We start from the raw sequence: 24,241 nt of genomic DNA on the forward strand, positions 1-24,241 counted from the left end.
TAGGCATTCGGCGGCCGGCGAGAAGGTATTTTTCAGAGCATCGATATGCGCAAACCAAGGAAGCAAGCGGCCGCCAGGCCTGGCGCCGCATAGAGGGTTTGCGCATAAGCACATGCGCGGCAGCCGCATATGCACATGCGATCTGCGCAGTTCACGGATGGGGCATGCGTGCCAACAATGGGCTGAGAACGTGTTTTCGTTCGTAGGCACGCATCACCTCCCGCCGATGCAGCACATTTCCCAATGACTCCATGAGTGCAAGCCCTGCTACCTTGAATGACTACCTGGCTGAAAAGCGCGGCGCCGTATTGGCGCGCGATGCCCAGATCGATGCCGGCACCGCCCAGGCCACGGCGCTGCGCGCCAACGTGAGCGCCGAAGGGCGCAGCGGCGTGCGCCGCATCCGTATCCGCGAGCACCAGGTCATCAGCGACAGCCCGCCGAGCTTTGCCGGCTACAACCTGGGCCCCAGCTCGCCCGAGCTGCAGCTGGGTGTGCTGGGCAGCTGCGTCACCCATATCTTTCTGATCCAGGCCGCCGCCCAACAGGTGCCGCTGACCAGCCTGGACGTGGAGGTGAGCGGCGTGATCGACCCGCGCGCCGGCAAGCCCGGCCACGAGGCCACGCCCATCTGGCCACACGACATTGCCTACACCGTGCATATCGATTCGCCCGCGCCGCGTGCCGACATCGATGCGCTGTTTGCCGCCGTGGAGCGGACCTGCCCGATCCTGAACCTGCTGCGCCAGCCGCAGACCATCCGCGCGAGCGTCGAGCTCAGCAATTCGCTGGCCCAGACGCACAAACAGGCGGCCTGACACCTGTCCCTCCCTCCTTTTTTTACGGAACTATCCCATGGCACTGACACTTGACCACATCGTGATCGCGGTCCACGACCTCGACAAAACCATTGACGACTACGCTGCACTGGGCTTTACCGTCGTACGCGGCGGCGAACACCCCGGCCGCCCCACCCACAATGCGCTGGTGGTGTTTGAGGATGGCGCCTATTTCGAGCTGATCGCCTGGCGCAGCCCGGCACCGCAAGACCGCTGGTGGCAGCTGCTGGACCAGCATGGCGAAGGCATCATCGACTTTGCGCTGCTGCCCCCCAGCACCGCTGAGGTGATTGCTGCGGCCAAGGCGCGCGGCCTGGACCTGCAAGGCCCGCTGGATGGCGGCCGCCTGCGCCCCGATGGCGAACGCCTGCAATGGCAGACCGGCCGCCCGCACACGCATGACCTGCCCTTCCTCTGCGGGGATATCACGCCGCGCAAGCTGCGCGTACCTGAGGGCGAAGTGCGCCAGCATGCCAACGGTGCCACCGGTGTGGCACGCCTGACGGTGGCCGTCAGCGACCTGCTGCAAAGCCTGGAGCGCTACCGCGCACTGCTGGGCGACAAGGCACATATCCATGCCGCCGACGGCGGCAACAGTGCCACCATTGCACTGGGCAACAGCGTGCTGGAGCTGACGCAGACGGCGCCGCAGTTGCAAAGCAAGGGCGAAGGCCCGTTGGCGATTGTGCTCCAGGGTGCTGGTACCTGGGACCAGGCCTCTGCCAAGCTCTCGCATGGTGCGCCGATTGCGTTTGCGAAGGCGGAGCTGACGAGCAAGGCCGACAGCAGCCTGGCCACCGCCTAGGCTTTCTGGCCCGGCCAGGCCTCAGTACACATCCCGGCGGTAGCGCCCGGCCAGCGCCAACGCATCCACCGCGGGGGCGCCCAGCACCTGGCGCAGCACTGCATCGACGCCTTGCGCCATGCCCTGCTGGCTGCCGCAGACATAGATCGCAGCGCCGCGCGCGACCCAGCCCTGCAGCCGCTGCGCCTGGCGCTCCAGCAGCTGCTGCACATAGCAAGGGTCGGTCGCATCGCGGGACCAGGCACGGTCCAGACGCTCCAGCTGACCAGCGGCCAGCCATTGCTGCAGTTGCGCATCCAGCAGCGCATCCTGGTCAGGATGGCGCTCGCCAAATACCAGCCATTGGTCCGCACGGCCTTTGGCCACGCGGGCGCGGATATGGCTGCACAGGCCCGCCAAGCCGGTGCCATTGCCGATCAGCAGCAAAGGGCGCTCGGCGTTGTCACCCAATCTAAAACCGCTGTGCGCACGCAGCCGCATCGGCAACATGTCGCCCACAGCCATGCCCTCGCACAACCAGCCCGATGCCAGGCCCGGTGTGCCATCGGCACGCGTGCTTTGGCGCACCAGCAATTGCAGCTGGCCGTCCTCGGGCACCGACGCAATCGAGTAATCCCGGCTGCGCTGCGGATCGGCCGGCACCGCCAGCGATACCAGGTCGCCTGATTCCCACAGCGGCAACGCGCCGGACTGCGGCTGCCAGTCGAGCAGGTACACGGGGCTGCCCTGGCTGCCGGGGTTCAGCAACTGGCGGCGGCGCAGCACCCAGGGCTGGGCGGGCTCCGGCTGGCGCCAGCCCTCACCAGCCTGGCCGGTCAGGGTCTGCAGCAACTCGGCCGTCTGGCCCTGCCAGGCCATCAAGCTGGCCTCATCGCCGTTGTCCATGCACAGCACATCGGCCTTGGCGCCCTGCTGTTGCAGCCACTGCTGCACGCGCAGACCAAAGGCGCAGAAGGCCGCGTATTCGCTGTCGCCCAGCGCCAGCACCTGGGCGCTGTGCCCGGGCAGCGGCTGCGCCTGCTCCAGCACCTGGCGCACAAATGGCAGCGCATCGTCGGGCGCATCGCCCTCGCCGGTGGTCGACAGCAGCCACAGGCTCTGCGTGCAGGCCTGCAAGTCGGCCAGCCGCAGCGCCTGCACCGGCCGCAGCTGCACCGCGCAGCCGCCCGCATGCAGCACCCGTGCGGTCTCATGCGCCAGGGCCTCGGCCCTGCCTGTCTGGCTGGCATAGGCCACCAGCACCGGCGCACCCTGCTGGCTGCCCGCTTGCAGCGCGAGCTGCTCCTGGCGCTCGGCCCGGCGCTGGCGCCACAGGCGTGCTGCCACACCGGAGCACAGCAGCGCATACCCCGCCACCAGGCCTGCTGCGCCTGCGATCCGCGCAGGGCTTGCTATCCAATCCATCATGGCTTCATGCTGCCTGCAAAACGCTGCGCCCAGGCCGGCGTGCTGCGGCGCAGGCCTTGCGGCTGCCCGGCATCGGGATGGGTGTGGAACACCGCCGCTACCTGGTGCTGCAGCGCAAACTGCCAACCCTCCTCGGGCCCCAGCACCGTGAGTACGGTGGCCAGCGCATCGGCATGCATGCATTCGCGGTGGTAGACGGTGACGCTGGTCAGCGCGTGGGCCACGGGCTGGCCGCTGCGCGGGTCCAGGCTGTGTGAAAAACGCTTGCCACCGTGCATGAACACATGCCAGTGGTCGCCCGAGCTGGCCAGCGCGCCATCGCCCAGCGGCACCACGAGCGGCTCATCACCGGCAACACCTGCCACCGCTACCCGCCAAGGCTGGCCGCCGGGCTTGTGTCCACAGGCCCGGATCTCTCCGCCAATCTCCAGCAGCGCATGCGGCCAGCCGGCCGCGCGCAGGCGCTCTGCGACCCAGTCCACTGCATAGCCCTTGGCGATGCCGCTCAAATCCAGCTGCAGGCCACCGGGCTGCAGCAAACGCCGCTGCTGTGGCAGCCACTGCTGCGGCTGCCACTGCAGGCGCTGGTGGCCGCAGACCTGCAGCGCACGGTCGATATCGGCCTGTGCAGGCGGCTGGCCGCTGTGGGGCGCCTGCGGGTTTGCACGCGGGCCAAAGCCCCAGAGCGACACCAGCGCGCCCACCGTCGGGTCATAGGCGCCATCGCAGGCGCGGGCCCAGTGGAGGGCCGCATCCAGCACCTGTGCCAGCTCGGGGGGAAGCGCGTGCCAGCTGCCTGCATCGGCGGCGTTGAAGCGCGAGACGCAGGAGTCCACCTCCCAGTTGCTCATCTGCGCGATGACGGCATCGAGCGTGTGCTGCACCAGTGCCCGTACAGGCGCCAGCGGGGCGTAGTCCGGGTTGGCCAGGCGCAGTGACCAGGTGGTGCCCATCGTCGCGCCCTGCAGGCTGTGCAGGCTGCCGTCCTGCGCAAGGTGCATCGCCGGCGCCTTCCAGGCGGGGGATGCAAAGGAGCCGCCGGTCAGCGCAGAGCCTGCCGGGGCCGCCAGGCTTTCTCCCCGGGCCTGGGCCTGGGGGATTTGCCAGATGCCGGCGCCATAGTGGATGCGCGGCGCCGTGCTCACAGCGGCTCCGCGATCAGTCTGGCGTGGGTGCGTTCTGCCGTCACAGCCTGCGGTGCATCAAGGCAGCACTTCCAACGTGGCGACATAGGCCAGGCGGCGTTCCTTGGCGATGGGGTTCGAGGTCTTGTCGTCCTTGACGTCGGCATCCAGCCAGTACATGCCAGCGGTGGGGAACTTGACCTTGACCTGGCCCTGGGCATCGGTCTTGAGCTTGATCTCGTTGACGGCATCGCGGTAGCGCTTGCCGTCGGGCACCAGTACCACTTCAACGTCGGCAGCAGGCTTGCCATCGACGTGGAAGGCAAAGGTGGCTTCTTCGCCCGCCACCAGGTCATTGGGGTGGGTAACGGGCACCAGCTCCAGGCCCTTGCCGCTCAAGCGCAGCGGGCTGGGCTTGCCCATGGTCACAAAGGTCTCGATCCGGCTGATGCTTTCTGCCACGCGCACTTCCTTGGCATCGGCGGGGATCTGCTTGGCGATCTCTTCGGCGCTGCCGCGCAGGCGCTTCATCTGGCCGGCGGCATCCTTGTAGGAGCCCATGACGCCGCTGTTGACGATGGCCAGCTGGTAGGTGCCGGCTTGCTCGGGCTTGAGGTCAAAGACGCTGCGCAGCTCGCCCTTGTGGGCATTCTTGGGCTCCACCGTGCTGCCATCGGGCGCCGTGATCACCAGCTTGTCCAGGCCCAGCGGGCGGTGGTTGAAGAAGAACATGTCATTGGACACGGCGGCATCGACCGTGACCCAGTCCGCCTTGGACAGCACGGTGCTCGAAGGCTTCATCCAGACGCTGTGGGCCTGGGCGCCAATGGCGGCACAGCCCAGCGCCAGCGCGGCGGCAATACGGGTGGCAGAAAACATGGTGACTCTCCTCAAAAATAGGGGTGTGTTGGATCAGGGCTTGAGTTCGAGCTTGATCTCGCCCAGCTCCGTCTTGCCCTGCGCAGACAGGCTGGTGGCCTGCTTGGCGGGCCATTCAAACGGAATGCTCACCAGCTCGCGGCCACCGACTTCGCGTGCGGCCTCGATCTGCAGCTTGTACTGGCCCGGCTCCAACTTGGGCAGCGGGTTGCTGCCTTCGGAGAACGACAGTGCATGCTTGCCTGCCGGCTTGGTGGGCTGGGTCACGCCATCGATGGGCACACTCAACTCGCGGCCACTGCGGCGCCACCACTGGCGCATGTCCTTGAGCCATTTCGCGCCTTCGGCATCGCGCTTTTTCAGCTCATACCAGACCGACAGATTGGCGGCCACGCTGCCGTCGGCGCGCTCCAGCCAGACGGCGACATAGGGACGGTGGTATTCGGCCACCTCCAGGCGTGGCAGCTCGACGCCGACATTCAGCCCACCGGCGACGGCCGGCAGCCCGGCCACCGCCGTCAAGGCCACGGTGAAACGCGAAACAGTGCTAGTCATGTGTTCTCCTCGGAATAAAAAGACGGTGGCCGCGCGCTCAGTGCACCAGCAGCAGCGCGAGCAGCGCAGGGACCAGCAGGCCCAGGCCCACCATGGGCCAGGTCATCGGGCGGCGGCCGGCATGCATCTGCAGAATGAACAGACCGGTGATGCAGAACACCAGGCAGGCGCCGGCAAAGATATCGATGAACCAGGTCCAGGCCAGGCCCGCATGGCGGCCCTTGTGCAAATCGTTGAAATAGGAGATCCAGCCCCGGTCGGTCGATTCATGCTCGGCTTGCCCGTCGCTCAGCGCAACGCGCACCCAGGCATCGCCGCCGGGCCGGGGCATCGCCACATAGACTTCGTCGTCATTCCATTCCACCGCACGCTGGCGCGTGTCGGCACCCAGCTCCGTGCGCAGCCAGCGCTGCACATCGTCCGGCAGCGCCTGGGCTGCGTCTGCGGCTTGCTTATGGCTTGCGGCTGCCTGTTGCAGGCCCTGCAGCAGTGGCACGGGCAAGGTTGCTTCGCGCAGCACCACGGCGGGCTTGGCCTCAATCTGGCCAGCATGGTTGAGCGTAAAGCCCGTCACCGCAAACAGCAGCATGCCCACCAGGCAGATGGCGGAGCTGACCCAGTGCCATTCATGCAAGGTTTTGAGCCAGTAGGCCCGCTGCGAAGAGGAAGACGCGTTGGCTTTCATGCGGAGGCAAGCAGGTGGAGGGCTCCGGAACGGGAGGCGGGACCGGGCAGGTGGAAAGCAGCGATTTTAAGGAAAATAAATGCTAATGACTCTCATTTTCAAATAATTTACCAGCGGAGACATGGGCAGAGCTTGGATCGCAGGCCTCAGGTCTCCGCCCACATGCGCAACAGGTTGTGGTAATGGCCGGTGAGGGAGACGGTGTCTTCCGTTTCGCCCAGCTGGCTGCGCAGCCGCTGAATGCTCTGGTCCAGCTCAAACAGCATCGCGCGCCGGGCATCGTCCCGCACCAGGCTCTGGGTCCAGAAGAAGGAGCTGACCCGCTCGCCCCGGGTCACCGGCTCGACCCGGTGCAGGCTGGACGAGGGGTAGAGGATCAGGTCGCCCGCAGGCAGTTTCACCTCGTGCATGCCATAGGTATCGACCACCACCAGCTCGCCACCGTCATAGTCCTCGGGGTCGGACAGGAACAAGGTCGACGACACATCGGTGCGCAGCCACTGGGCCACGCCGGCCTCGCGCCGCGCGGCGCCGTCCACATGCAGGCCATAGGTTTCGGATTCGGCATAGCGGTTGAACAGTGGCGCCATCGTGCGGGCCGGCAGTGCGGCCTGGAAAAACAGCGTATTGGCCGCCAGCGCACGCTGGATGATGCGGCCCTGCTCCAGCGCCACGGGCGAAGTCTCGGGCAGTTGGCGGTTGCGCTTGACCTGCGCGCCCTGGCTGCCAACGGTGGCACGGCCGTCTATCCAGTCGGCCGCATCGATGGCCGCGCGCATGGCGGCGACCTCGTCGCGCGTGAGTACATTGGGAATGTGCAGCATCATCGCTTGATCTCCTCCATGAAAAAAAGCCCCGGCAGACGCGGGGCTGGCTTTCAACCAAGGATTAGAAACTAAAGTTCGCCGTCACGCGCGCCGAGCGTGGAATGCCGGGGAAGTAGCGGTAGCCGCTCTTGTTGATGGCCGCCACATAGCGCTTGTTGAACAGGTTGTAGACATTCAGCTGGATATCTACGTTCTTGTTGATGCGGTAGCTGGCCAGTGCGTCAAACACCCAGTAGGACTCGGTGAAGTTGGGCGTGCCCACGGCGCCATCGGTGCCGCGCTTGAGGCCGCTGGCGTAGCGCGCGCCGCCGCCCACCGCCAGGCCCGAGGAGAACTGGTAGCTGCTCCACAGCGACAGCGCGTTCTTGGGCGTGTACGTCAGCCCGCTGGAGCCGTCCTGCGCCACGTTGGCGCCCGTGTCCACCTTGGTGTTCTGGATGGTGTAGCCCGCAGTCACGCCCCAGGCGGGGGTGATCTGGCCGGTGGCGCCCAGCTCCAGGCCTTGCACCGTCTTCTTGCCGGTCTGGCTGATGGTGCCGTCCGAGTCGGTCACGATTTCGTTGGTGATCTCGGTACGGAACAGCGCACCGGTCAGCAGCACCCGCTTGTCCATCAGCTCCCACTTGGTGCCCACTTCGGCCGTCTTGGCCTTTTGCGGTGCCATGTTGGGGTTGCCAGCGTTATTGGCTGCCGCAGACAGCGCAAAGTTGCTGCCGCCCGGTGGTTGCTGCGACAGCGCATAGTTCACGTAGACGCTGCCGTTGGGTGCCGGCTTGTACAGCAGACCGGCCTTCCAGCTCACCAGATTGCCCGAGGCCTGCAAGCCATCCGAGGTCGTGGGCACCACGGTGCCAGCCGGGTTGGTGCCGCAAGGCTGGGTGGTGGATGTCGCCGTACAGACGGCCATCGCGTTGTACTTGGTCTTGTAGTGGTCCCAGCGCAGGCCCATGTTGGCCTGCCACTGGTCATTGAACTGCAGGGTGTCAAAGGCATACAGCGCGACGGTATCGGTCGTGCCCTTGCTGTCTGCACCGTTGCGGGCATAGCTCGGCAGCGACACGCTGGAGTCCGGGTGGTAGATGCTGACCGTGGGCACCACGCCCGTCGTCGCCAGGCCGTAGTTGGTCTGCTCTTCGCGCGTCAGTTCCAGGCCAGTGCTCAGACTGTGCTTGATGGAGCCGGTCGCAAAAGCGGTGGTCAAATTGGTCTGGTTGGTCAGGATGCGGTTGACCTGGTCCTTGGTATTGATGTTGCGCGACATCGTCCAGGTGGAAGGGTCGGCCGGATTGGGCGTCAGCAAGGAGCCTGGCATCCAGGCGCCCGTGGTGGCGTTCTGCGAATAACCGGTAGCCATGAAGGCCGACAGCAGGTAGTTCTGCTTGGTCTGGCCCCAGCGTGTGGTGTTGCGCACCGTGGTGCCGGGCGCAATGTCGTGCTCCAGGCGCAAGGTGGCCATGTCGGCGGTCACATCGTCGTGGTCCGAGGCCGTGCCATAGAAATTGCTCGAATCCACGCGCGATGCGCTGTTCAGAAAGCTGCGGTAGCCGGGGTAGTTGCTGCGGTCGGGCGCACTGTAGCCGGGCAGGCCCAGGGTCAGCACACCGCCATCGGGCACATTGCTTTGCTTGACATGCAGCAGGTTCAGGAACACGCGCGTGTCGGTGTTCAGACCAAAGGCAAACGACGGCGCCAGGCCCCAGCGGTCGTTCTTGACCTGGTCGCGGCCGGCCACACCGGCATCCTGCACCATGGCATTGAGGCGGAATGCCGTGCCGTTGTCGTGGCTCAGGCTGCGGTTCAGATCGATGGTGGTGCGCTTGTAGCTGCCACTGCCAAAGCCCAGCGATCCGCCAAAGCTGTCGGTCATGTTGGGCTGCTTGGTGACCATGTTGATTGCGCCGGTGGGCGCGCTGCGGCCGTAATCGGTGCCGGCGGGGCCCTTGGTCACTTCCACCTGGTCGGTGTTGAACACATCGCGCGACAGCGCGCCCACATCGCGCACACCGTCCACATAGATGCTGCTGGACGTGTCAAAGCCGCGCATGTAGATGGCATCGCCCGTGCTGGTGTTGCCGTTCTCGCCCGCGTAGAAAGTGCCCACACCGGGCACATTGCGCAGTGCTTCGGTCAAGGTGGTGGCGCCCTGCTCCTTCATCACCTGCTCCTTGACCACGGAGATCGTCTGCGTGGTGTTGACCAGGGGCTGGGTGAACTTGGGCGAGGACAGCTGGCTGGGCTCATAGCCGGTTTCGCGCGGTGCCTCCACCGTCACTTCTTTCAGCGTGACCGTCGGTGCGGGTGCGTTCTGCGCCAAAGCCGGCATGCCCAGTACCGCGATGGCAGTCGCTGCCACCAGGCCGGCCTTGGGGGCGGGAGCGGCAGCACCATGTTTGCGACTTTTGATATAGGTTTGTTGTGTCATAAACGAGGAAAGCAGAGTAAAGAAAACGCTTGCAGATTCATCGCCTTGGAGGGCAAAAAACCGTCCAAACCGCAGAGCATGAGCAAGCGCTAACTCGCAATGATAACGATTCTCGTTATTAATTTCACTTAGCTTTCGCCAAACCTGGGCTTCTGTCGCGAAGTGGCAACAGGCGGCTGACCCGGCATCGCTGCGGGCGACGCCAGCCGTTCCATTGCACGGGGCCGGGCGAGTGGGTAATGGGCCGGTCGCTGCCATGCGAGAATCGCCGGCGGGCTCAGCCCCAACCCTGTCAAAGCCATCGCATGCCTGCCCCAACGCCCATCACGACGTCCACCAGCCAGCCGGCCCAGGCGTTCTGGTGCGACCCGGCCCTGCCCTTTGTGGAAAGCCGCCGCGCCAGCCAGAGCCGGGCCTGCTACAAGCCGCACCACCACCCGAGCTTTTCCATCGGCGCGGTCGATGGCGGCCACAGCGTCTTCACCGGCGCAGAGGCCGGCCCGGTCCGGCTGTCACCCGGCGCCCTGGTCTTTGTGCCGGCCGAGCGCGTGCATGCCTGCAACCCGGCGCCCGATAGCGCCTGGAGCTACCAGATGCTGCACCTGGATGCCGGCTGGCTGCAAGCGCTGCGTGCGGAATATGCGGACCCGGCTGCGATGGCCAACGAGCCGGTGCGCATCGTCGAGGACCCTGCCCGCTACCGGCGCTTCTGCCAGCTCAATGCCCAGCTGTTCTCCCAAGCCGACGCGGCCGACAAGGAAGCCAGCCTGGTCGAGTTCATCGGCGACCTCGACACCCAGCAAGGCCTGCACATCCACGCCCCCGATCTGCCATCGCAGTTGGCGCAGCGCATCCGACCGGCGCTGGACTGCCTGCGCGCCCGCCCCTGCGCCAACGTGCCACTGACCCAGCTGGCCGACCTGGCGGGCATGAGCCGCTACCAGACCATCCGCGCCTTTCGCAAGCTGACGGGCCTGGCGCCCCATGCCTGGCAGCTGAACCAGCGTATCAACCTGGCCAAGCAGCTGCTGCGTGGGCAAGACGGCATAGCCGCAGTGGCGCTGCAGTTGGGCTTTGCCGACCAGGCGCATTTTCAGCGGGTGTTCAAGGCGCATACCGGCGTCACGCCAGGCTGCTTTCGCAAGACGCATGAGTCGTAGCCCATAGCAGCCGCTGCAATTTCGTTCAATACAAGGCATGCGGCAGCCGCCACCATGCAAGGCCATCCCCCGCCTGGTCTCTTTGCATGCAACAGTTTCTGCTGATCGCCGCCGCCCATTTTCTGGCGCTGCTGTCCCCCGGTCCTGATTTCTTTCTGATCGCCCGCACCTCGCTGGCCAGCGGTTGGCGCAGCGCTGGCGCGGCCTGCCTTGGTATCGCGCTGGCCAATGGCGTATTTATCGTCACCGCCTTTGCCGGTGTCGCCGTGCTCCAGCCGGGCAGCCGGCTGTTCATCGCGCTGCAGCTGGCCGGTTGCGGTTACCTGCTCTACCTGGGCCTGCTGTTTATCCGCCATGCGGGCAAAAGCGCGCTGGGCGTTGCAGCCAGCCCGGGCCAGGCGGCCGCAGCCCGCACCAGTTGGCGCCGCGCCGCCGGCATGGGTTTTCTCTCGGGCATTCTCAACCCCAAGAACGCGCTGTTCTATGCCAGCCTGGCGGCCATGCTGACGGGCCCGCATGCCAGCGTGGGCTGGAAGCTGGTGTACGGCAGCTGGATGTTCAGCATCGTGCTGCTCTGGGATCTGCTGATTGCCGCACTCATCGGCAACCCCGCCGTGCTGCGGCGCTTTGCGCGGGCATTGCCGTGGCTGGAGCGCATCTCGGGTGGGCTGCTGATCGCACTGGCCCTGGGGGTGATCGCAGCAATGTGGCTGCGTTGAGGCCTGCGAATCGACGGGGTTGCCGTCCTCTGTGCCTGACAATTTCGCGCAGTATTTTTTTCGTGTCTGCACCTCTGCAAAACACGGCTGGATGGGGGATTTGAAAGCAGCGCTCAACGTGCATTGGGTATGCTCGCGCAATGGCAAGGCAATGCTGCCCTGCACATCACCAGGAGCACATATGTTTGATCATCTGGGCATCGGCGTCTCCAACATCGCCGCAAGCAAGCGTTTTTTTCTCCAGGCGCTGGAGCCGCTGGGGGTCTCGCTCGCAATGGAAGGCCCTGGCAGCCTGGGTTTGGGCCGCGATGGCAAGCCCTCGCTGTGGATCTCGGAATCCACCGACAAACCCGCTCGCCTTCATATCGCCATCAGCGCCCCCACGCGCGCGCAGGTGGATGCCTTTTATGCGGCGGCGATGGCGGCCGGCGGACGTGACAACGGCGCTCCGGGCCTGCGCCCCCATTACCATCCCCATTACTACGCAGCCTTTGTGCTGGACCCGGACGGCAACAACATCGAAGCGGTTTGCCACCAGCCGGCGCCCTAGCCATCGCACTGGCATCTTGAGGCTGCGGGCAGCAGGGTTGCGGAGTGCAGCGCTGCAGGGCGTGGCCTCAGCCTGGATGACGCGCTCCTCGATACAGACGCGCCCTAACGCAGCACCGTGGTGCATCAAAAGATCTACAGCAGCTCGCGAGGCGGTGGCTGCGCCAGGTCTTGCCGGGCAAGAAGGCCAGCCGCCTGGGCGCTGGCCGGCAACGGCTGCCCGGTCCACGGCCTCCCCCACCTCTTGGGCCCTATGCAGCTTTGCCTCGACCGGCCGCGCGCAGTACCCTGGCTGCGCACTTATGCGCACGGGTGCGCCACCCTATCTACCGTGTCGGCCTCTGGAGTATTTTTGATGCGACGACTTCGCCACCTGACCAACCGCCACCGCGCCCAGTCCACCAATGTCGCGCTGGGCTGGGTGCTGGCGTTCAATGCGGGAGCGGTCAACGCGGGCGGCTACCTGGTTTTGCAGATGTACACCTCGCACATGACCGGCTTTGCCTCGCAATTGGCCGATGGGCTGGTGCTGGACAACCTGAAGATGTTGCTGAATGCGTTGGGCGCCATCCTGTCGTTCATGGTGGGGGCGGCGGTCTGCGCCATCCTGGTGAACTGGGGACGCGAGAGGCGCCTGTACAGCGTATATGCGCTACCGCTGATGCTCGAGGCGCTGATGCTTTTGCCGTTCGGGCTGATGGGCGCCGCCACGCTCAGCTGGCAGACGCCTTTTGCGGTGCCGCTGACCGTGCTGTTGCTGTCTTTCATGATGGGGCTGCAGAATGCGGTCGGCTCCAAGACGTCGGGGGGCAGCATTCGCACCACCCACATGACCGGCAACATCACCGATCTGGGGATGGAGCTGGGCAAGCTGCTGTGGTGGCAGCGCCGCCGCCGGGGCACCCCAGCGCCGCTGCAGCCCGTACCGCACCACCGGGGCCGCATGCGCACTGCGGCAGGCCTGATCGGCATGTTTGTGCTGGGCAGCATTGCAGGCGCGCTGGGTTTCAAGTTCATCGGATTTTTTTGCGTCGTACCGCTGGCAGCCTGCCTGCTGGCCATCTCGCTGCCGCCGTTTCTGCGCGATGCTCAGCACTCCGAGGAGCTGCGCGGATTTTTCCGCAAACGCGGGGGGCGCTGACGCCGCGCTTGCAGCTGGACCATGCATGGCCCGGCCCTGCGTGTTGGGCCGTGGCGGGCGGCCTCGGGCCGGCACGCGGCGCTGCACGATGGCCCGCCTCGCCGGTTCAGCGTGCGGCGGCGGGCTCCATCCCGGTGCTGCGAACCAGCGGTGCCGCCGCAGCAGAAGCGAGAAAGCGGATGAAATGCCGTGCCACCTCGGGGTCCGCCGCAGCCGCCGCAATCCCCGCCGAGAAAAACACGCGCTGCTGCACCTCATCGGGCAGCGGCCCGACAAACTCCAGCTCCTTGAACGGGAGCAGTTCACTCACCTGCTGAAAGCCAATCTCCGCATCGCCCCGCAATACGACCGCGCCGACGCGTTCGCTCAGAATTCTGCTGGCCTTGTCCTTGATCTGCTCGGCAACACCCAGACGCGGAAACAGCTCGCTGGCGAGATAGGTTCCACTCGCGCTGGCCGAGTAGGCAATGCTCTTGGCATCCAGCAAGGTCTGCCTGAGCGCCTCGACCGAGCTGATGTCGGGTTTGGGTGTGCCCTTGCGCACACTCATGCCAATCATCGAGCGCGCCAGATCCACACGCGAGCCCTGCTGGACTTTGCCTTCGGCGATGAGCTGCTCCAGGCCGGCGTCCGCCAGGATCACGATGTCGAACTGCTCACCCCGCGCCAGGCGGCTGGGAATGGCGTCCTGTGCATTGCCCATCGAAGCGCCACGCGCAGTGATCACTCGGTGACCGGTGGCCTGCTCGTACAGCGGCACTAACTGGTCATAGGCCGCCGAGAACCCGCCGGAGGTGACGACGCGAATATCGGCTGCATGGGCGGTGGAAGGCTGTACTGCGCCAGCCAGCAGCCCCAGGCTCAGCCAGCTGGCCGCCAGGCTGAGCAGCGCACGGCGTTGCCAGCGCATGGCACAGGCGCTGCGAAGAAGATGGGATATGGACAAGGCTTGTCTCCTTATGGGTAATGGTTGATTCCTCAGCCAGGACTACTCGATCGTGATCTTGCGGTCCTGGATGATGCGGCCCCACTTGGCATACTCGTCGGCGATGAACCTGCCCAGCTCCTCGCGCTTGCCCGGTGCCGTGGTGTGGCCGTGCTTGAGCAGGTTGTCATGCACCTCGGGCGCGTTGAGGGCCTTCACCAGCTCCAGGTTCCACCGGTCCATCAGAGGCTGGGGCGTCTTGGCCGGTGCCAGAAAGGCATACCAATTCGTCGCGTTGAAACCGGGGAAGCTCTCGGCCACCGTCGGCACATTGGGCAGGTAGGCGGGGCGGGTCAGGCCAGTGGTCGCCAGCGGGATCAGCTTGCCCGATTCGATATGCGGCAGTGCGGTGGGAGGCGCGGCATAGAACGATGCGACGCGGCCGCCCAGCACGTCCTGCAAAGCAGGCGCGCCGCCCTTGTACGGGATGTGGACGGTGTTGATATGGGCCACATCGTTGAGCAGCTCGCCGGCCAGGTGGGAGGCCGATCCCGGTCCGGTGGAGGCGAAGTCCAGCTTGCCAGGCTCGCGCTTGGCTTTCGCGACATAGTCCGCCAGCGTCTTGATGCCGGTGCCGGCCGGCACGACGAGCACATTGGGAAAGACGACGCCCATCGTGATGGGCGCCAGATCCTTCAGCGGGTCGTAGCGCAGCTTCATCAGATGCGGCGATATGGTCAGCGGCCCGATCGATCCAAACAGCAGCATGGAGCCATCGGCGGGACCATGGGCCACCTGCCCATGCGCCAGGTTCCCCCCGGCGCCTGGCTTGTTGTCCACGACCACGTTCTGGCCGATGTTCTCGCTCAATTTCTTCGCGATGATGCGCGCGGCAATGTCAGCCGATCCCCCGGCAGCGAAGCCGACGACCAGGGTCACGGGCCGTTTCGGAGGAAAGTCCTGCGCATGGCTGGCGCCCATGGCCATGCCAAGTGCGGCCGCGATGAGGCCCGCCACGACCGGTTGGGGTAGTTGCATGTTGTCTCCTGTGCACGCCGGGCGTGCCTGCTTTTGTCGATACCCGCGATCTTAGGTAAGCAGTGTTATTCTGTAAATTGCAATTTAAAGAGGAACTATTGCATGGGGCGCATCAAATTCGACATGGGCGAGCTGGAGGCATTTGTGATGACCGCCGAGAAAGCCAGCTTTCGCATGGCGGCCGAGGCGCTGTTTCTGTCACCCCCCGCGCTCAGCAGACGGGTGGAGCGCCTGGAGGCGGCCCTGGGCGTGCGGCTGCTCGAACGCACCACGCGCCATGTTCAGCTCACACCGGTCGGCCAGGAGTTTCTGCAAGAGGCGCGCAGAGCGCTTTCTGGCCTCGAAGATGCCGTTCAGCGGGTGGACGACCAACGCATGCTTCGCCGGGGACGGGTGGTGATCGCGTGCATCCCGTCGGTCGCCACCCAAGTGCTGGCCCCGGTATTGAAAGCATTTGCCACGGACCTGCCGGAGGTCCAGGTGTATGTGATGGACGAGAGCGCCAAGCGTGTGCTGGACGCCGTCGTGCAAGGCGAGGCCGATTTTGGACTGAGCTTTACCGGCAGCCAGGAGCCCTCGCTGCATTTCGAGGCGCTGACCAGCGAACGCTATGTGCTGGCGATGCCCAGAAACCACCGCTGGGCCAAGCGGGAGAGCGTTGCATGGATGGAGCTGGCGGGCCAGCGGCTGGTCTCCGTCTCCCGGCAAAGCGAAAACCGCTTGCTGCTGGACCAGATCGTTGCCCAATTACCGGACCAGCCTGTCGCATGGTATGAATGCAACCATCTGTCGGGCGCCTTGGCTTTGGTCGAGGCCGGACTGGGGCTGGCGGTCATGCCCCAGCTCGCGCTGCACCCCCAACCCGCGCAGATTCGCGGCGTGCCGCTGGTCTCCCCTGAGGTGTGGCGCACCATTGGCCTGCTACAACGCCGTGACCGCAGCCTCAGCCCTTCCGCAGAGACATTGCGCAGCCGCCTTCTGCATCGCTATGGGGAACACTGAGCCCGCCGCTGCGGCTCGCAGCGCGCTGGCCTCTGCGCTGCGGGCGATGCCAACCCTGGCGCAGGCAAAGCCGCTGGGCTGCTGGCGGTTTCGATGACAGCGGGTGGGCGTGGAAGATGACCACCAGGCGGCCCGGCGGAGAGAGGACCGCATAGCGGCGATGCCGCACACGGACGACCGCCACCATCGGCTTGCGCATCGCTGCGTTCAGCCACCCACCGTCTGCTGTGCATGGTGGTTTTGCCAGCCCAGCGCAGGCGCAACGCGCTCGGTGAAATCACTCAGGATCTGCAGGTAGTCCTCATGCGGCAGGTTGTAGGGCAGCTCCAGCCGCAGCTCGTCCACCAGGGGCAGAACCGGGTCCACCAGGAGCGACTCCAGAATCTGCGCACTGCTTCCGACCAGATCGCGGGCAAACAGCACCCGGCGCTCGCCCTGCGGGGCCAGCGTGCGTGCATGGCGGCTCTGTGCAAAGGCCTCATAGCGCTTGCGGCTGTCACTGCCGGCGCTGTCGGTGGGCACGATCACCCGGCCCAGGGCGACCCGCGGCGCGTGTGGCGCCGTCCAGTGGTTGCGAAAGCGCTGCAACTGGGCCAGTTGCGTCTCGAAGAAATGGTCGCTGTGCTCGCCCCGGTTCAGGTTGCCGATCAGCAGATGCAAGCCGTTGCGACCCGCCCATTCCGCCGAGTGCAGCGAGCCGCCGCCATACCACAGCCGATGCGCCAGACCTGCTGCGTGGGGATAGATGCGGGGAATGTGCTGGCCGGCCGGCGATTGCACCACGGCGCCTTCGGGCCCCAGAGGCTGCCCCTGCAGCTTGCTGCGCAGGCGCGTGACGCGCGCATGCGAGAAGTCGATGTGTGCGGGATCACCGTCATACAGGTGCGCGCCCAGCAGGTCTCCATGGTTGGGCGCCCCGGCGCTCACGCCGACCTGCAGCCGGCCCTGCGAGAGCACATCCACGGTGGAGAGGTCTTCCGCCAGCCGGAAAAGGTTTTCGTATCCCAGCTGAATGACGGCGCAACCGAGCTCCATGCGTTCAGTGCGCTGGGTAGCTGCGGCCAACAATGTGGAGGCAGACGACACAGCAGGCTCCAGATGGCGCTGCCGTACCCAGCCCCCGTCAAAGCCCAGTTGCTCCCCGTATTCCAACAATTGCAAGGTGTGCTCAAGCCCGGACCAGGGCGCGTCCTCCGCATGGTTGCCCGGCGTGAGGAAAGCGATGCGGGAGATATGGATGCGCATGGACAGGCCTATGGGAAAAGGTTGCGGGCGCCGATCAGAACTTGGGCAGTCCCGGCGGATTGGTCTCCGAGCGAGGCAGCGCTTCTTCGGCGAGTTTCCAGCGTTCCAGCACCTGGGCGTACTGGCCGCTCTTGATCAATCCGTTGGCAGCTTGCGTCACCGCATCGGCCAGGCCACTGCCCTTGCGGGTGGTGATGGCGACATCCGACTTGTTGGGCCAGCCGGCGTTGACCGTGCCCACAAGCCGTATCTGCGCGTCCCTGGCGGCCTGGTAGGCCTGCGGCGCGTTCGGGTTGAAGTTCACATCTGCGCGGCCGGACACCAGCGCGAGCGTGCGGGCCGTTTCATCGTCGTAGTACTGCAGCTCGGCCGGTTTCAGGCCTGCCGCAATGTTCAGGCGGTTCCATTCCAGCGCGATGCGCTCCTGGTTGGTGCCCGAGGCCGATATCAAACGCAGGCCGGCAATGTCCTTGGGCTCCTTGATCGAGGTGATCTTGCTGCCCGTCTTGACATAGAAGCCGTGCAGGCCCAGCCGGTAGGTGGAGAAGTCGAACTTCTCCTTGCGCTGCTCGGTGACGCCGACGTTGGAGATCACCGCATCGTATTTGCCCGAAGTCAGACCCAGCGGCCAGTCCGCCCAGGCAATCGGCTGCAGGTCGAGCTTCAGCCCCAGCGCATCGGCGATGAGCAGGATGAAGTCCGGATCAAAGCCGACGATGGTTTTGGCATCGGTGGCATAGGTCCCTGTCGGTGGCGCGCCAGGATGGATGGCCACGGTCAGTACGCCGGGCTTGACGAATTTGAAGTCCTTGGAGATCGCGGCAATCGCCGCTTCGTCCCGGGGCGCACGCAGGCGCCCCTTTTGCTCCGGGCTCAGGTCGACCACGGTCTGCGCATGTACGGCGCCGCAGAGGGACAGAACGGCCAACAGGGCCAGGCGGCGGAGGCTCTTGATGGTGGACATGGTGTGTGCAGTCTTCATTTCTTGGGCAGGCCGGGCGGGTTGGTACGTGATGCCGGGATGGCCTCGGACTGCAGACTCCAGCGCTCGAGCGCCTTGGCGTAGTTGCCGTTACCGATCTGCGCATTGAGCGCAGTGGTGATGGCATCGGCAATGCCCGATCCTTTGCGCGAGGTCACTGCGATTTCGGCGGATTGGGGCCAGCCGCCCGAGAAAAGGCCCACCAGGCGTGTCTTGCCATCGCGGGCGTTGTAGGCCGCAATGCCATTGGGTGCGAAATACGTATCCGCGCGGCCCGAAGCCAGCGCCAGATACAGCACCACATCATCGTCGTAGTACTGCACTTCCACCGGTTTGAGGCCTGCCTTGATGTTCTGCTCGTTCCAGCGCAGCAGCACCTGCTCCTGGTTGGTGCTGGCGCCGACGATCACCTTGAGGCCGGCGACGTCCTTGGGTTCCTTGATGGCCTGCACCTTGCTGTTCTTGGCGACGTAGAAGCCCAGCGTGTCATTGCGGTAGGTCGAGAAATCGAATTTCTCCTTGCGCTCCTCGGTCACCGTGACGTTGGATATCACGACATCGAACTTGCCCGATTGCAGGCCCAGAGGCCAGTCGGCCCAGGCCACCGAAACCAGCTCCAGCCTGCGGCCCAGGCTGTCGGCCACCAGTTGCGCAATATCGGGCGCGTTGCCCACCGGGGTCTTGTTGTCCGTGGCGTACGCGCCAAACGGCAGGCGGCCCGTGGTGGTGCCCACCACGAGCGCACCTTCCTTGGCAAACTTGAACTGGGGGTTGAGCAGGCGGATGGCTTCGTCCACCTTGCCGGACCGAGGGCGGCCTGCCTGCTCGGGGCTGAGGTCGGGGGCGGCGGACTGCGCCCAGGACGGCAGCGCAAGCAGGGACAGCGCGGCGACTGCAGTGTGGATCAGATGACGACGTTGCATATTCTCGATTCTTCGATGTCAGTGGGAGGGTGGGGTTGTGCGGTCTACAGCACCTTGGCAAGGAACTCGCGCAGGCGCGGCTGATCGGGCTGCTGCAGCACCTTGTCGGGGTGGCCGCTTTCGATGATGCGGCCCTGGTCCATGAAAACCACGTGGTCTGCCACCTCACGGGCAAAGCCGATTTCATGGGTGACGATGAGCAAGGTGGTGCCGGTGCGGGCCAGCTCCTTGATCACGTCGAGCACCTCGTTGACCAGCTCCGGATCCAGGGCCGAGGTGGGCTCGTCAAACAACAGCACTTTGGGTTTGAGGGCCAGCGCCCGGGCAATGGCCACGCGTTGCTGCTGACCGCCGGACAGCTGGCGGGGGAAGGCGTCTGCCTTGTGCGCCAGGCCAACACGCGCCAGCAGTTCCCGGGCCAGCGCCTGGGCTTCGGCCCGGGGCAGGCCCCGTACCGAGACAGGCGCCTCCGCCACGTTGTCGAGCACGCTCAGGTGCGGGAAGAGGTTGAAGTTCTGGAACACCATGCCCACATCGGCGCGGCGGGAGAGGATGTCCTTTTCCTTCAGTTCATACAAGGTGTCCCCCTCCTGGCGGTAGCCCACCAGCTCACCATCGATGGCGATGAACCCGCTGTCCACCCGCTCCAGATGGTTGATGGAGCGCAGCAAGGTGGACTTGCCCGAACCCGACTGGCCCAGAATGACTGTCACGCTACCCGAAGGGACGTGCAGCGACACATGGTTGAGCACGCGAACGCCGTTGTAGCTTTTGGAGACCGCCTGCACCTCGACCTGCCCACCCCGGGAGTGGGAGTGGGTCCATGCAGCGGCGCGCGCCGGGGGCTCGTCTGCGGCGGCCGGGGCTGCGTCGACCGAGGGCACTGGCGCAGGACGCAGCCAGGCCCAGGCACGACCCAGCAAGGTGGGCGGCAACTGGCGCAGCGCGCCGCGTGCGTAGTGGCGCTCGACTTGCGCCTGAATGATGGAGAGTACCGAGAGAATGATCAGGTACCAGACGGTTGCCACCATCAGCAGGGGGATCACTTCCAGGTTGCGGCGGTAGATGATCTGGATCGTGTAGAACAGCTCGGGCAAGGCCAGGATGTAGGCGTTGGAGGTGCCCTTGGCCAGGCCGATGATGTCGTTGAACGCAGACGGCAGGATGGAGCGCATGGCCTGGGGCAGCACAATGCGGAAGGCCTGGTGGCGGCGCGGCAGCCCCAGTGCAGCGGCGGCCTCATGCTGGCCCTGGTCCACCGACAGAATGCCGCCACGGATGATCTCGGAAGAATAGGCCGCCTGGTTCAAGGTCAGGCCGATCACCGCAGCCAAAAACGGTGTGACCAGCTGGGTGGTACTCCACTCGGCCCAGGTGATGTTGGTGAAAGGCACGCCCAGCCATACCGTCTCGTACAGGTAGCCCAGGTTGTTCAGTATGAGCAGCAGCACGATGAGCGGGATGGAGCGGAAGATCCAGACGAAGGTCCAGGCCAGTGCGCGCAGCAGGGGCGAACGCGAGACGCGGGCCAGTGCCAGACCGGTGCCCAGCGTGAAGCCCAGCGCCGCCCCCAGCGCGGTCAGCACCAGGGTGCGGCCCAGACCCACGAGCACCGGTTCGGCAAAAAACCATTCTGCAAACACCGGCCAGCCCCAGCGGGGGTTGCCGAGTACCGAGTTGAGGACGGCGCCCATCAGCACCAGCGAAATGATGGTGCCAACGGTGCGTGCAGGGTAACGCGCCGGAACAATGCGCAGCGAAGCATAGTCGCGGCGGCGTGATGCAGGCGCCGGTGCTGGCGCGGCGGGCGCTTGCTCGATGGCGACGTTGGGCGGAGCCAGGGTGGTGGTGTTCATGGTGCAGTTCTGTTCAAGTGGGCTCAAACACCGGAGAGCATGGGCGCTTGCAGTGCGTGGGTGGAAGGCAGCGGTGGATGGTTGCGGGGCGCCAATGACAGCTGCTTCTCAAAAGGCAGTTTTCGCAACGCCTGCAGATCTGCAGTGGGGTCGAACAGACGCCGGTAGCCATGACCCAGGTACAGTCCCACCGCTTCCGGCTGGCGAAAGCCGGTGGTGAGATAGACCCGTTGGTAGCCCTGGCGCAAGGCCTGCGCTTCGAGCTCGACCAGAACCGATCTCGCCAACCCCTGCCGGCGCAGGCTGCTGTCCGTCCAGATACGTTTGAACTCTGCGGTCTGCGCATCCAATCGCTTGAAGGCGCCGCCTGCGACCGCGCGCCCCTTGCGCAGCAGCAACAGGAAATTGCCCCCCTGGGCGGGTGTGAACACCTCGGCCGGGTAACGTTCGATTTCCGGAACAGCGGATTCCTGCAGGTAGAAATCGCCATAGCGGCTTTCATACTCCCGGCCCAGCTCTTCAATCAAAGGCAGGGCACGCGGGTCTTGCAGGCTGGTGTAGACAAAGAGGTCAGAGCGCATGAGAACTCCTGAAATCATGGGGCGAGAAAGCGCTCTACCAGGTGCACCCAGTAAGCGGCGGCCGGCGCCAAAATGGCGTCATTGAAGTCATACCGGGGGTTGTGCAGAGACGCGCTTTCGCCATTGCCCAGAAACAGGAAGCTGCCGGGCCTGGCCTGCAGCAGGTAGGCAAAATCCTCGCTGGCAGTTCGGGGGCGAAAGTGCGAATCCACAAAATCCTCCCCCAGCGCATCTTTGGCCACATCGCGCGCAAACCGTGTTTCCTGCGGATGGTTGATGACCGGTGGAAAGCCGTTCTTGAAGTCCACATGGGCCTGCGCCCCGAGGCTTTCCGCCTGGGCTTGCGCCACGGCCTGCAAGCGGTTTTTCAGCGTGCTGCGCACCTCGGGCTTGAACGAGCGCGCCGTCAGCTGCAACTCCACCTGATCGGGGATGACATTGGCCGCATGGCCACCGTGGATGGAGCCCACCGTGACCACGCCCATCTCCAGCGGATCGACATTGCGGGAGACCACGCTTTGCAAGGCGGTGATCACATGTGCGCTTGCCAGGATTGGATCGACGGCCTGGTGCGGCTCGGCACCATGGCCGCCCTGGCCGGTGATCGTGACCTTGGCGTAGTCGATCGACGCCATCGCCGGTCCCTCCACGCAGCCCAGGTGTCCGGCGCGCACGCCCGGCCAGTTGTGCAGCCCGTAGATGGCGTCGCAGGGAAAGCGCTCGAACAGGCCTTCGCTGATCATCTTCTTGGCGCCCGCACCCAACTCTTCTGCGGGCTGAAAAACCAGGTGCAACGTGCCATCGAATGCGCCCTGCTCTGCCAGAAAGCGAGCAGCCGCCAGGAGGATGGCAGTGTGGCCGTCGTGACCGCAGGCGTGCATCACGCCGGCATTCTGGCTGGCATAAGGCAGGCCGGTGGCCTCCTGGATCGGCAGCGCATCCATGTCGGCGCGCAGGCCGAGGGTTTTACCGCCCCCGCCCTTTTTCAGACGAGCAACCACCCCCGTCCCCGCGATGCCGGTGAACACCTCATAGCCCCATTCGGCCAGCGCCTTGGCCACCAGCGCTGAGGTCCGGTGCTCCTGGAACGAAAGCTCGGGGTGTTGGTGGATATCGCGGCGCAGCGCAATAAAGCTCTGCGCATGGCGGGCGATGCCGTTTTCCACCCGCAAGCGGTATGCGCTGTGCGGCTGGACGGCGGGTTCGGTGATGGCGGCGCTGCTCATCAGGCGACCCGCCGGGATTCAACAGCGTCGTGTGCCACTTCGTACCGGCTGGCCTTGCGCGGAAGGCCGAGATGGTCGCGCAAGGTCCGGCCTGTCAGGTTGCGTTCATAGCGGCCGCTGGCTTCCAGTTCGGGCAGCACATGCGCGATGAAATCGTCAAGACCTTCGGTGCTGACAGGGAACTGCAGGATGAAGCCATCTGCGGCACCCGCGTCCACCCAATCGATGACCTGTTCGGCAATTTTCTGGCCCGAGCCCACGAAGTTGGATTTGGGCGTGGCTGCCTGCAAGGCCACTTGCCGCAGGGTCAGCCCCTGCGTTTTGGCATCGGCCTTGATGCGGTCGGTGGTGGAGCGGAAGCTGTTGCGGCCGATATCGCCCAACTCGGGGAACGGTGCATCCAGCGGGTACTGGGTGAAATCATGGTGGTCGAAATAGCGGCCCAGGTAGGCCAGCGCTTCATCAATGCCGAGCAGGTTGCGCACGCGCTCGTATTTGGCGTTGGCTTCTTCATCGCTGGCGCCGGTCACGACGTTGATGCCCGGAAATATCTTCACATCGCTGGCCGACCGGCCATGGCTGATCGCACTGGCCTTGACCTTGCGCGAGAACTCGCGCGTCTCATCCAGCGATGGTGAATGGGTGAACACGGCGTCTGCGTATTTGCCTGCAAGATCAATGCCGGCATCGGAGGAACCGGCCTGAAAGATCACGGGCTGGCCCTGGGGCGAACGCTGGATGTTGAGCGGCCCGGCCACCTGGAAAAACCGGCCTTCGTGGTCGAGCGTGTGCAGCTTGCTGCGGTCAAAGAACTGGCCGCTGTCACGGTTGCGGACAAAGGCATCGTCGTCCCAACTGTCCCACAGGCCTTGCGTGACATGCAGGTATTCATCGGCAATCTGGTAGCGCAATGCGTGCTCGGGGTGCTTGCGGCTGTAGTTCAGGGCCGAGCCTTCAAGCGGCGTGGTCACCACGTTCCAGCCTGCACGGCCGCCACTGATCAGATCGAGCGAGGCGAACTGCCGGGCGATGGTGAAGGGATCGCTGTAGGAGGTGGATACGGTGCCGGCGAGCCCGATCTTGCTGGTGACGGCCGCCAGCGCCGAGAGTATGGAGATGGGCTCGAACCGGTTCAGAAAGTGGGGAAGGGATTTTTCGTTGATGTAGAGGCCGTCAGCCACAAAGGCAAAGGCAATGCCATGGTCCTCCGCCTTCTGGGTGATACGGATGTAGTGCTGCAGATTGACGCTGGCATCGGCCGGTACGCTGGGGTGGCGCCAGGCATTCATGTGTGCGCCTGCGCCATGCAGCATCAGACCAAAACGGATGGGGGATTTGCTCATGGTGAACT

General features: G+C 65.2%; 23 protein-coding genes. 7 read left to right on the top strand and 16 right to left on the bottom strand.

Annotation, left to right across the window (positions count from 1 at the left end; translation table 11 throughout):
- Nucleotides 1-251: 251 nt before the first annotated feature.
- Together AB7A72_RS03490 and AB7A72_RS03495 are read left to right on the top strand one after the other, a co-directional pair.
- Nucleotides 252-818 carry an OsmC family protein gene (locus AB7A72_RS03490; protein WP_312410536.1) on the top strand — a complete coding sequence of 189 codons (567 nt, stop codon included), beginning with the start codon at nt 252-254 and terminating at the stop codon, nt 816-818.
- A 37-nt stretch (nt 819-855) separates the two neighbouring features.
- A complete protein-coding gene (locus AB7A72_RS03495; RefSeq protein ID WP_312410539.1) occupies nt 856-1,644 on the top strand; it encodes a VOC family protein in 789 nt (262 codons plus the stop codon).
- Between the two features lie 21 nt (nt 1,645-1,665).
- Here AB7A72_RS03495 and AB7A72_RS03500 read toward each other — a convergent pair whose 3' ends face one another.
- From AB7A72_RS03500 to AB7A72_RS03530, 7 genes are all read right to left on the bottom strand, one after another.
- The gene (locus AB7A72_RS03500) at nt 1,666-3,048 is read right to left on the bottom strand and encodes a sulfite reductase subunit alpha (RefSeq protein ID WP_369459009.1); all 1,383 of its coding nucleotides are present in this window, start codon (nt 3,046-3,048) and stop codon (nt 1,666-1,668) included.
- A complete protein-coding gene (locus tag AB7A72_RS03505; protein WP_407064950.1) occupies nt 3,048-4,052 on the bottom strand; it encodes an FAD:protein FMN transferase in 1,005 nt (334 codons plus the stop codon). The genes AB7A72_RS03500 and AB7A72_RS03505 overlap by 1 nt, the downstream gene beginning before the upstream one ends.
- 201 nt (nt 4,053-4,253) lie before the next feature.
- Nucleotides 4,254-5,054 (bottom strand): DUF4198 domain-containing protein, encoded by an 801-nt coding sequence (locus AB7A72_RS03510; protein ID WP_369459011.1) that lies wholly within the window; start codon nt 5,052-5,054, stop codon nt 4,254-4,256.
- A gap of 33 nt (nt 5,055-5,087) precedes the next feature.
- The gene (locus AB7A72_RS03515; RefSeq protein WP_312410547.1) at nt 5,088-5,609 is read right to left on the bottom strand and encodes a DUF2271 domain-containing protein; all 522 of its coding nucleotides are present in this window, start codon (nt 5,607-5,609) and stop codon (nt 5,088-5,090) included.
- Nucleotides 5,610-5,646: 37 nt separating this feature from the next.
- Nucleotides 5,647-6,294: a PepSY-associated TM helix domain-containing protein gene (locus AB7A72_RS03520; protein WP_312834120.1), complete on the bottom strand. Its 648-nt coding sequence runs from the start codon at nt 6,292-6,294 to the stop codon at nt 5,647-5,649.
- Between the two features lie 146 nt (nt 6,295-6,440).
- On the bottom strand, nt 6,441-7,121 hold the full coding sequence (locus AB7A72_RS03525) for a Fe2+-dependent dioxygenase (RefSeq protein WP_239811041.1): 681 nt from the start codon (nt 7,119-7,121) through the stop codon (nt 6,441-6,443).
- Nucleotides 7,122-7,182: 61 nt separating this feature from the next.
- Entirely contained in the window at nt 7,183-9,543 is a 2,361-nt protein-coding gene (locus AB7A72_RS03530; RefSeq protein ID WP_369459012.1) for a catecholate siderophore receptor Fiu, read from the bottom strand.
- 305 nt (nt 9,544-9,848) lie between these two features.
- On the opposite strand from AB7A72_RS03530, the gene AB7A72_RS03535 reads away from it, so the two are divergent.
- The 4 genes from AB7A72_RS03535 (at nt 9,849) to AB7A72_RS03550 (ending at nt 13,112) form a co-directional block, all read left to right on the top strand.
- Entirely contained in the window at nt 9,849-10,703 is an 855-nt protein-coding gene (locus tag AB7A72_RS03535) for a helix-turn-helix transcriptional regulator (protein ID WP_369459013.1), read from the top strand.
- A gap of 86 nt (nt 10,704-10,789) precedes the next feature.
- Nucleotides 10,790-11,422 carry a LysE family translocator gene (locus tag AB7A72_RS03540; RefSeq protein WP_369459014.1) on the top strand — a complete coding sequence of 211 codons (633 nt, stop codon included), beginning with the start codon at nt 10,790-10,792 and terminating at the stop codon, nt 11,420-11,422.
- 181 nt (nt 11,423-11,603) lie between these two features.
- Nucleotides 11,604-11,972 carry a VOC family protein gene (locus AB7A72_RS03545; RefSeq protein ID WP_369459015.1) on the top strand — a complete coding sequence of 123 codons (369 nt, stop codon included), beginning with the start codon at nt 11,604-11,606 and terminating at the stop codon, nt 11,970-11,972.
- Between the two features lie 354 nt (nt 11,973-12,326).
- Entirely contained in the window at nt 12,327-13,112 is a 786-nt protein-coding gene (locus AB7A72_RS03550; protein ID WP_312410559.1) for a YoaK family protein, read from the top strand.
- Between the two features lie 106 nt (nt 13,113-13,218).
- On the opposite strand, the gene AB7A72_RS03555 is transcribed toward AB7A72_RS03550, so the two are convergent.
- Together AB7A72_RS03555 and AB7A72_RS03560 are read right to left on the bottom strand one after the other, a co-directional pair.
- Nucleotides 13,219-14,022, bottom strand: coding sequence for a substrate-binding domain-containing protein (locus AB7A72_RS03555; protein WP_369459107.1), 804 nt, complete (start codon nt 14,020-14,022; stop codon nt 13,219-13,221).
- A gap of 78 nt (nt 14,023-14,100) precedes the next feature.
- Nucleotides 14,101-15,075, bottom strand: coding sequence for a Bug family tripartite tricarboxylate transporter substrate binding protein (locus tag AB7A72_RS03560; RefSeq protein ID WP_407064944.1), 975 nt, complete (start codon nt 15,073-15,075; stop codon nt 14,101-14,103).
- Nucleotides 15,076-15,177: 102 nt separating this feature from the next.
- Between AB7A72_RS03560 and AB7A72_RS03565 the strand changes: the two genes are divergently transcribed.
- Nucleotides 15,178-16,077 carry a LysR family transcriptional regulator gene (locus AB7A72_RS03565; protein WP_312529134.1) on the top strand — a complete coding sequence of 300 codons (900 nt, stop codon included), beginning with the start codon at nt 15,178-15,180 and terminating at the stop codon, nt 16,075-16,077.
- A 207-nt stretch (nt 16,078-16,284) separates the two neighbouring features.
- Here the strand turns inward: AB7A72_RS03565 and AB7A72_RS03570 are convergent, their stop codons facing one another.
- From AB7A72_RS03570 to AB7A72_RS03600, 7 genes are read right to left on the bottom strand one after another with little or no spacing between them, the layout of a single operon-like run.
- Nucleotides 16,285-17,322: an LLM class flavin-dependent oxidoreductase gene (locus tag AB7A72_RS03570; RefSeq protein WP_369459016.1), complete on the bottom strand. Its 1,038-nt coding sequence runs from the start codon at nt 17,320-17,322 to the stop codon at nt 16,285-16,287.
- Nucleotides 17,323-17,356: 34 nt separating this feature from the next.
- Nucleotides 17,357-18,286, bottom strand: a complete 930-nt coding sequence (locus tag AB7A72_RS03575) for an ABC transporter substrate-binding protein (RefSeq protein ID WP_369459017.1) — start codon at nt 18,284-18,286, stop codon at nt 17,357-17,359.
- A 14-nt stretch (nt 18,287-18,300) separates the two neighbouring features.
- A complete protein-coding gene (locus tag AB7A72_RS03580) occupies nt 18,301-19,227 on the bottom strand; it encodes an ABC transporter substrate-binding protein (RefSeq protein WP_312410569.1) in 927 nt (308 codons plus the stop codon).
- Between the two features lie 44 nt (nt 19,228-19,271).
- Nucleotides 19,272-21,083 (bottom strand): amino acid ABC transporter permease/ATP-binding protein, encoded by a 1,812-nt coding sequence (locus AB7A72_RS03585; RefSeq protein ID WP_369459018.1) that lies wholly within the window; start codon nt 21,081-21,083, stop codon nt 19,272-19,274.
- Between the two features lie 23 nt (nt 21,084-21,106).
- Entirely contained in the window at nt 21,107-21,664 is a 558-nt protein-coding gene (locus AB7A72_RS03590) for a GNAT family N-acetyltransferase (protein WP_369459019.1), read from the bottom strand.
- 14 nt (nt 21,665-21,678) lie between these two features.
- Nucleotides 21,679-22,890, bottom strand: coding sequence for a M20 aminoacylase family protein (locus AB7A72_RS03595; RefSeq protein WP_239811030.1), 1,212 nt, complete (start codon nt 22,888-22,890; stop codon nt 21,679-21,681).
- Nucleotides 22,890-24,233, bottom strand: coding sequence for an LLM class flavin-dependent oxidoreductase (locus AB7A72_RS03600; protein WP_369459020.1), 1,344 nt, complete (start codon nt 24,231-24,233; stop codon nt 22,890-22,892). Before AB7A72_RS03600 ends, AB7A72_RS03595 begins: the two co-directional genes overlap by 1 nt.
- Nucleotides 24,234-24,241: the final 8 nt, after the last annotated feature.

Source organism: Comamonas sediminis (assembly GCF_041107495.1).
GTDB classification, from domain to species: Bacteria; Pseudomonadota; Gammaproteobacteria; order Burkholderiales; family Burkholderiaceae_C; genus Comamonas; species Comamonas sediminis.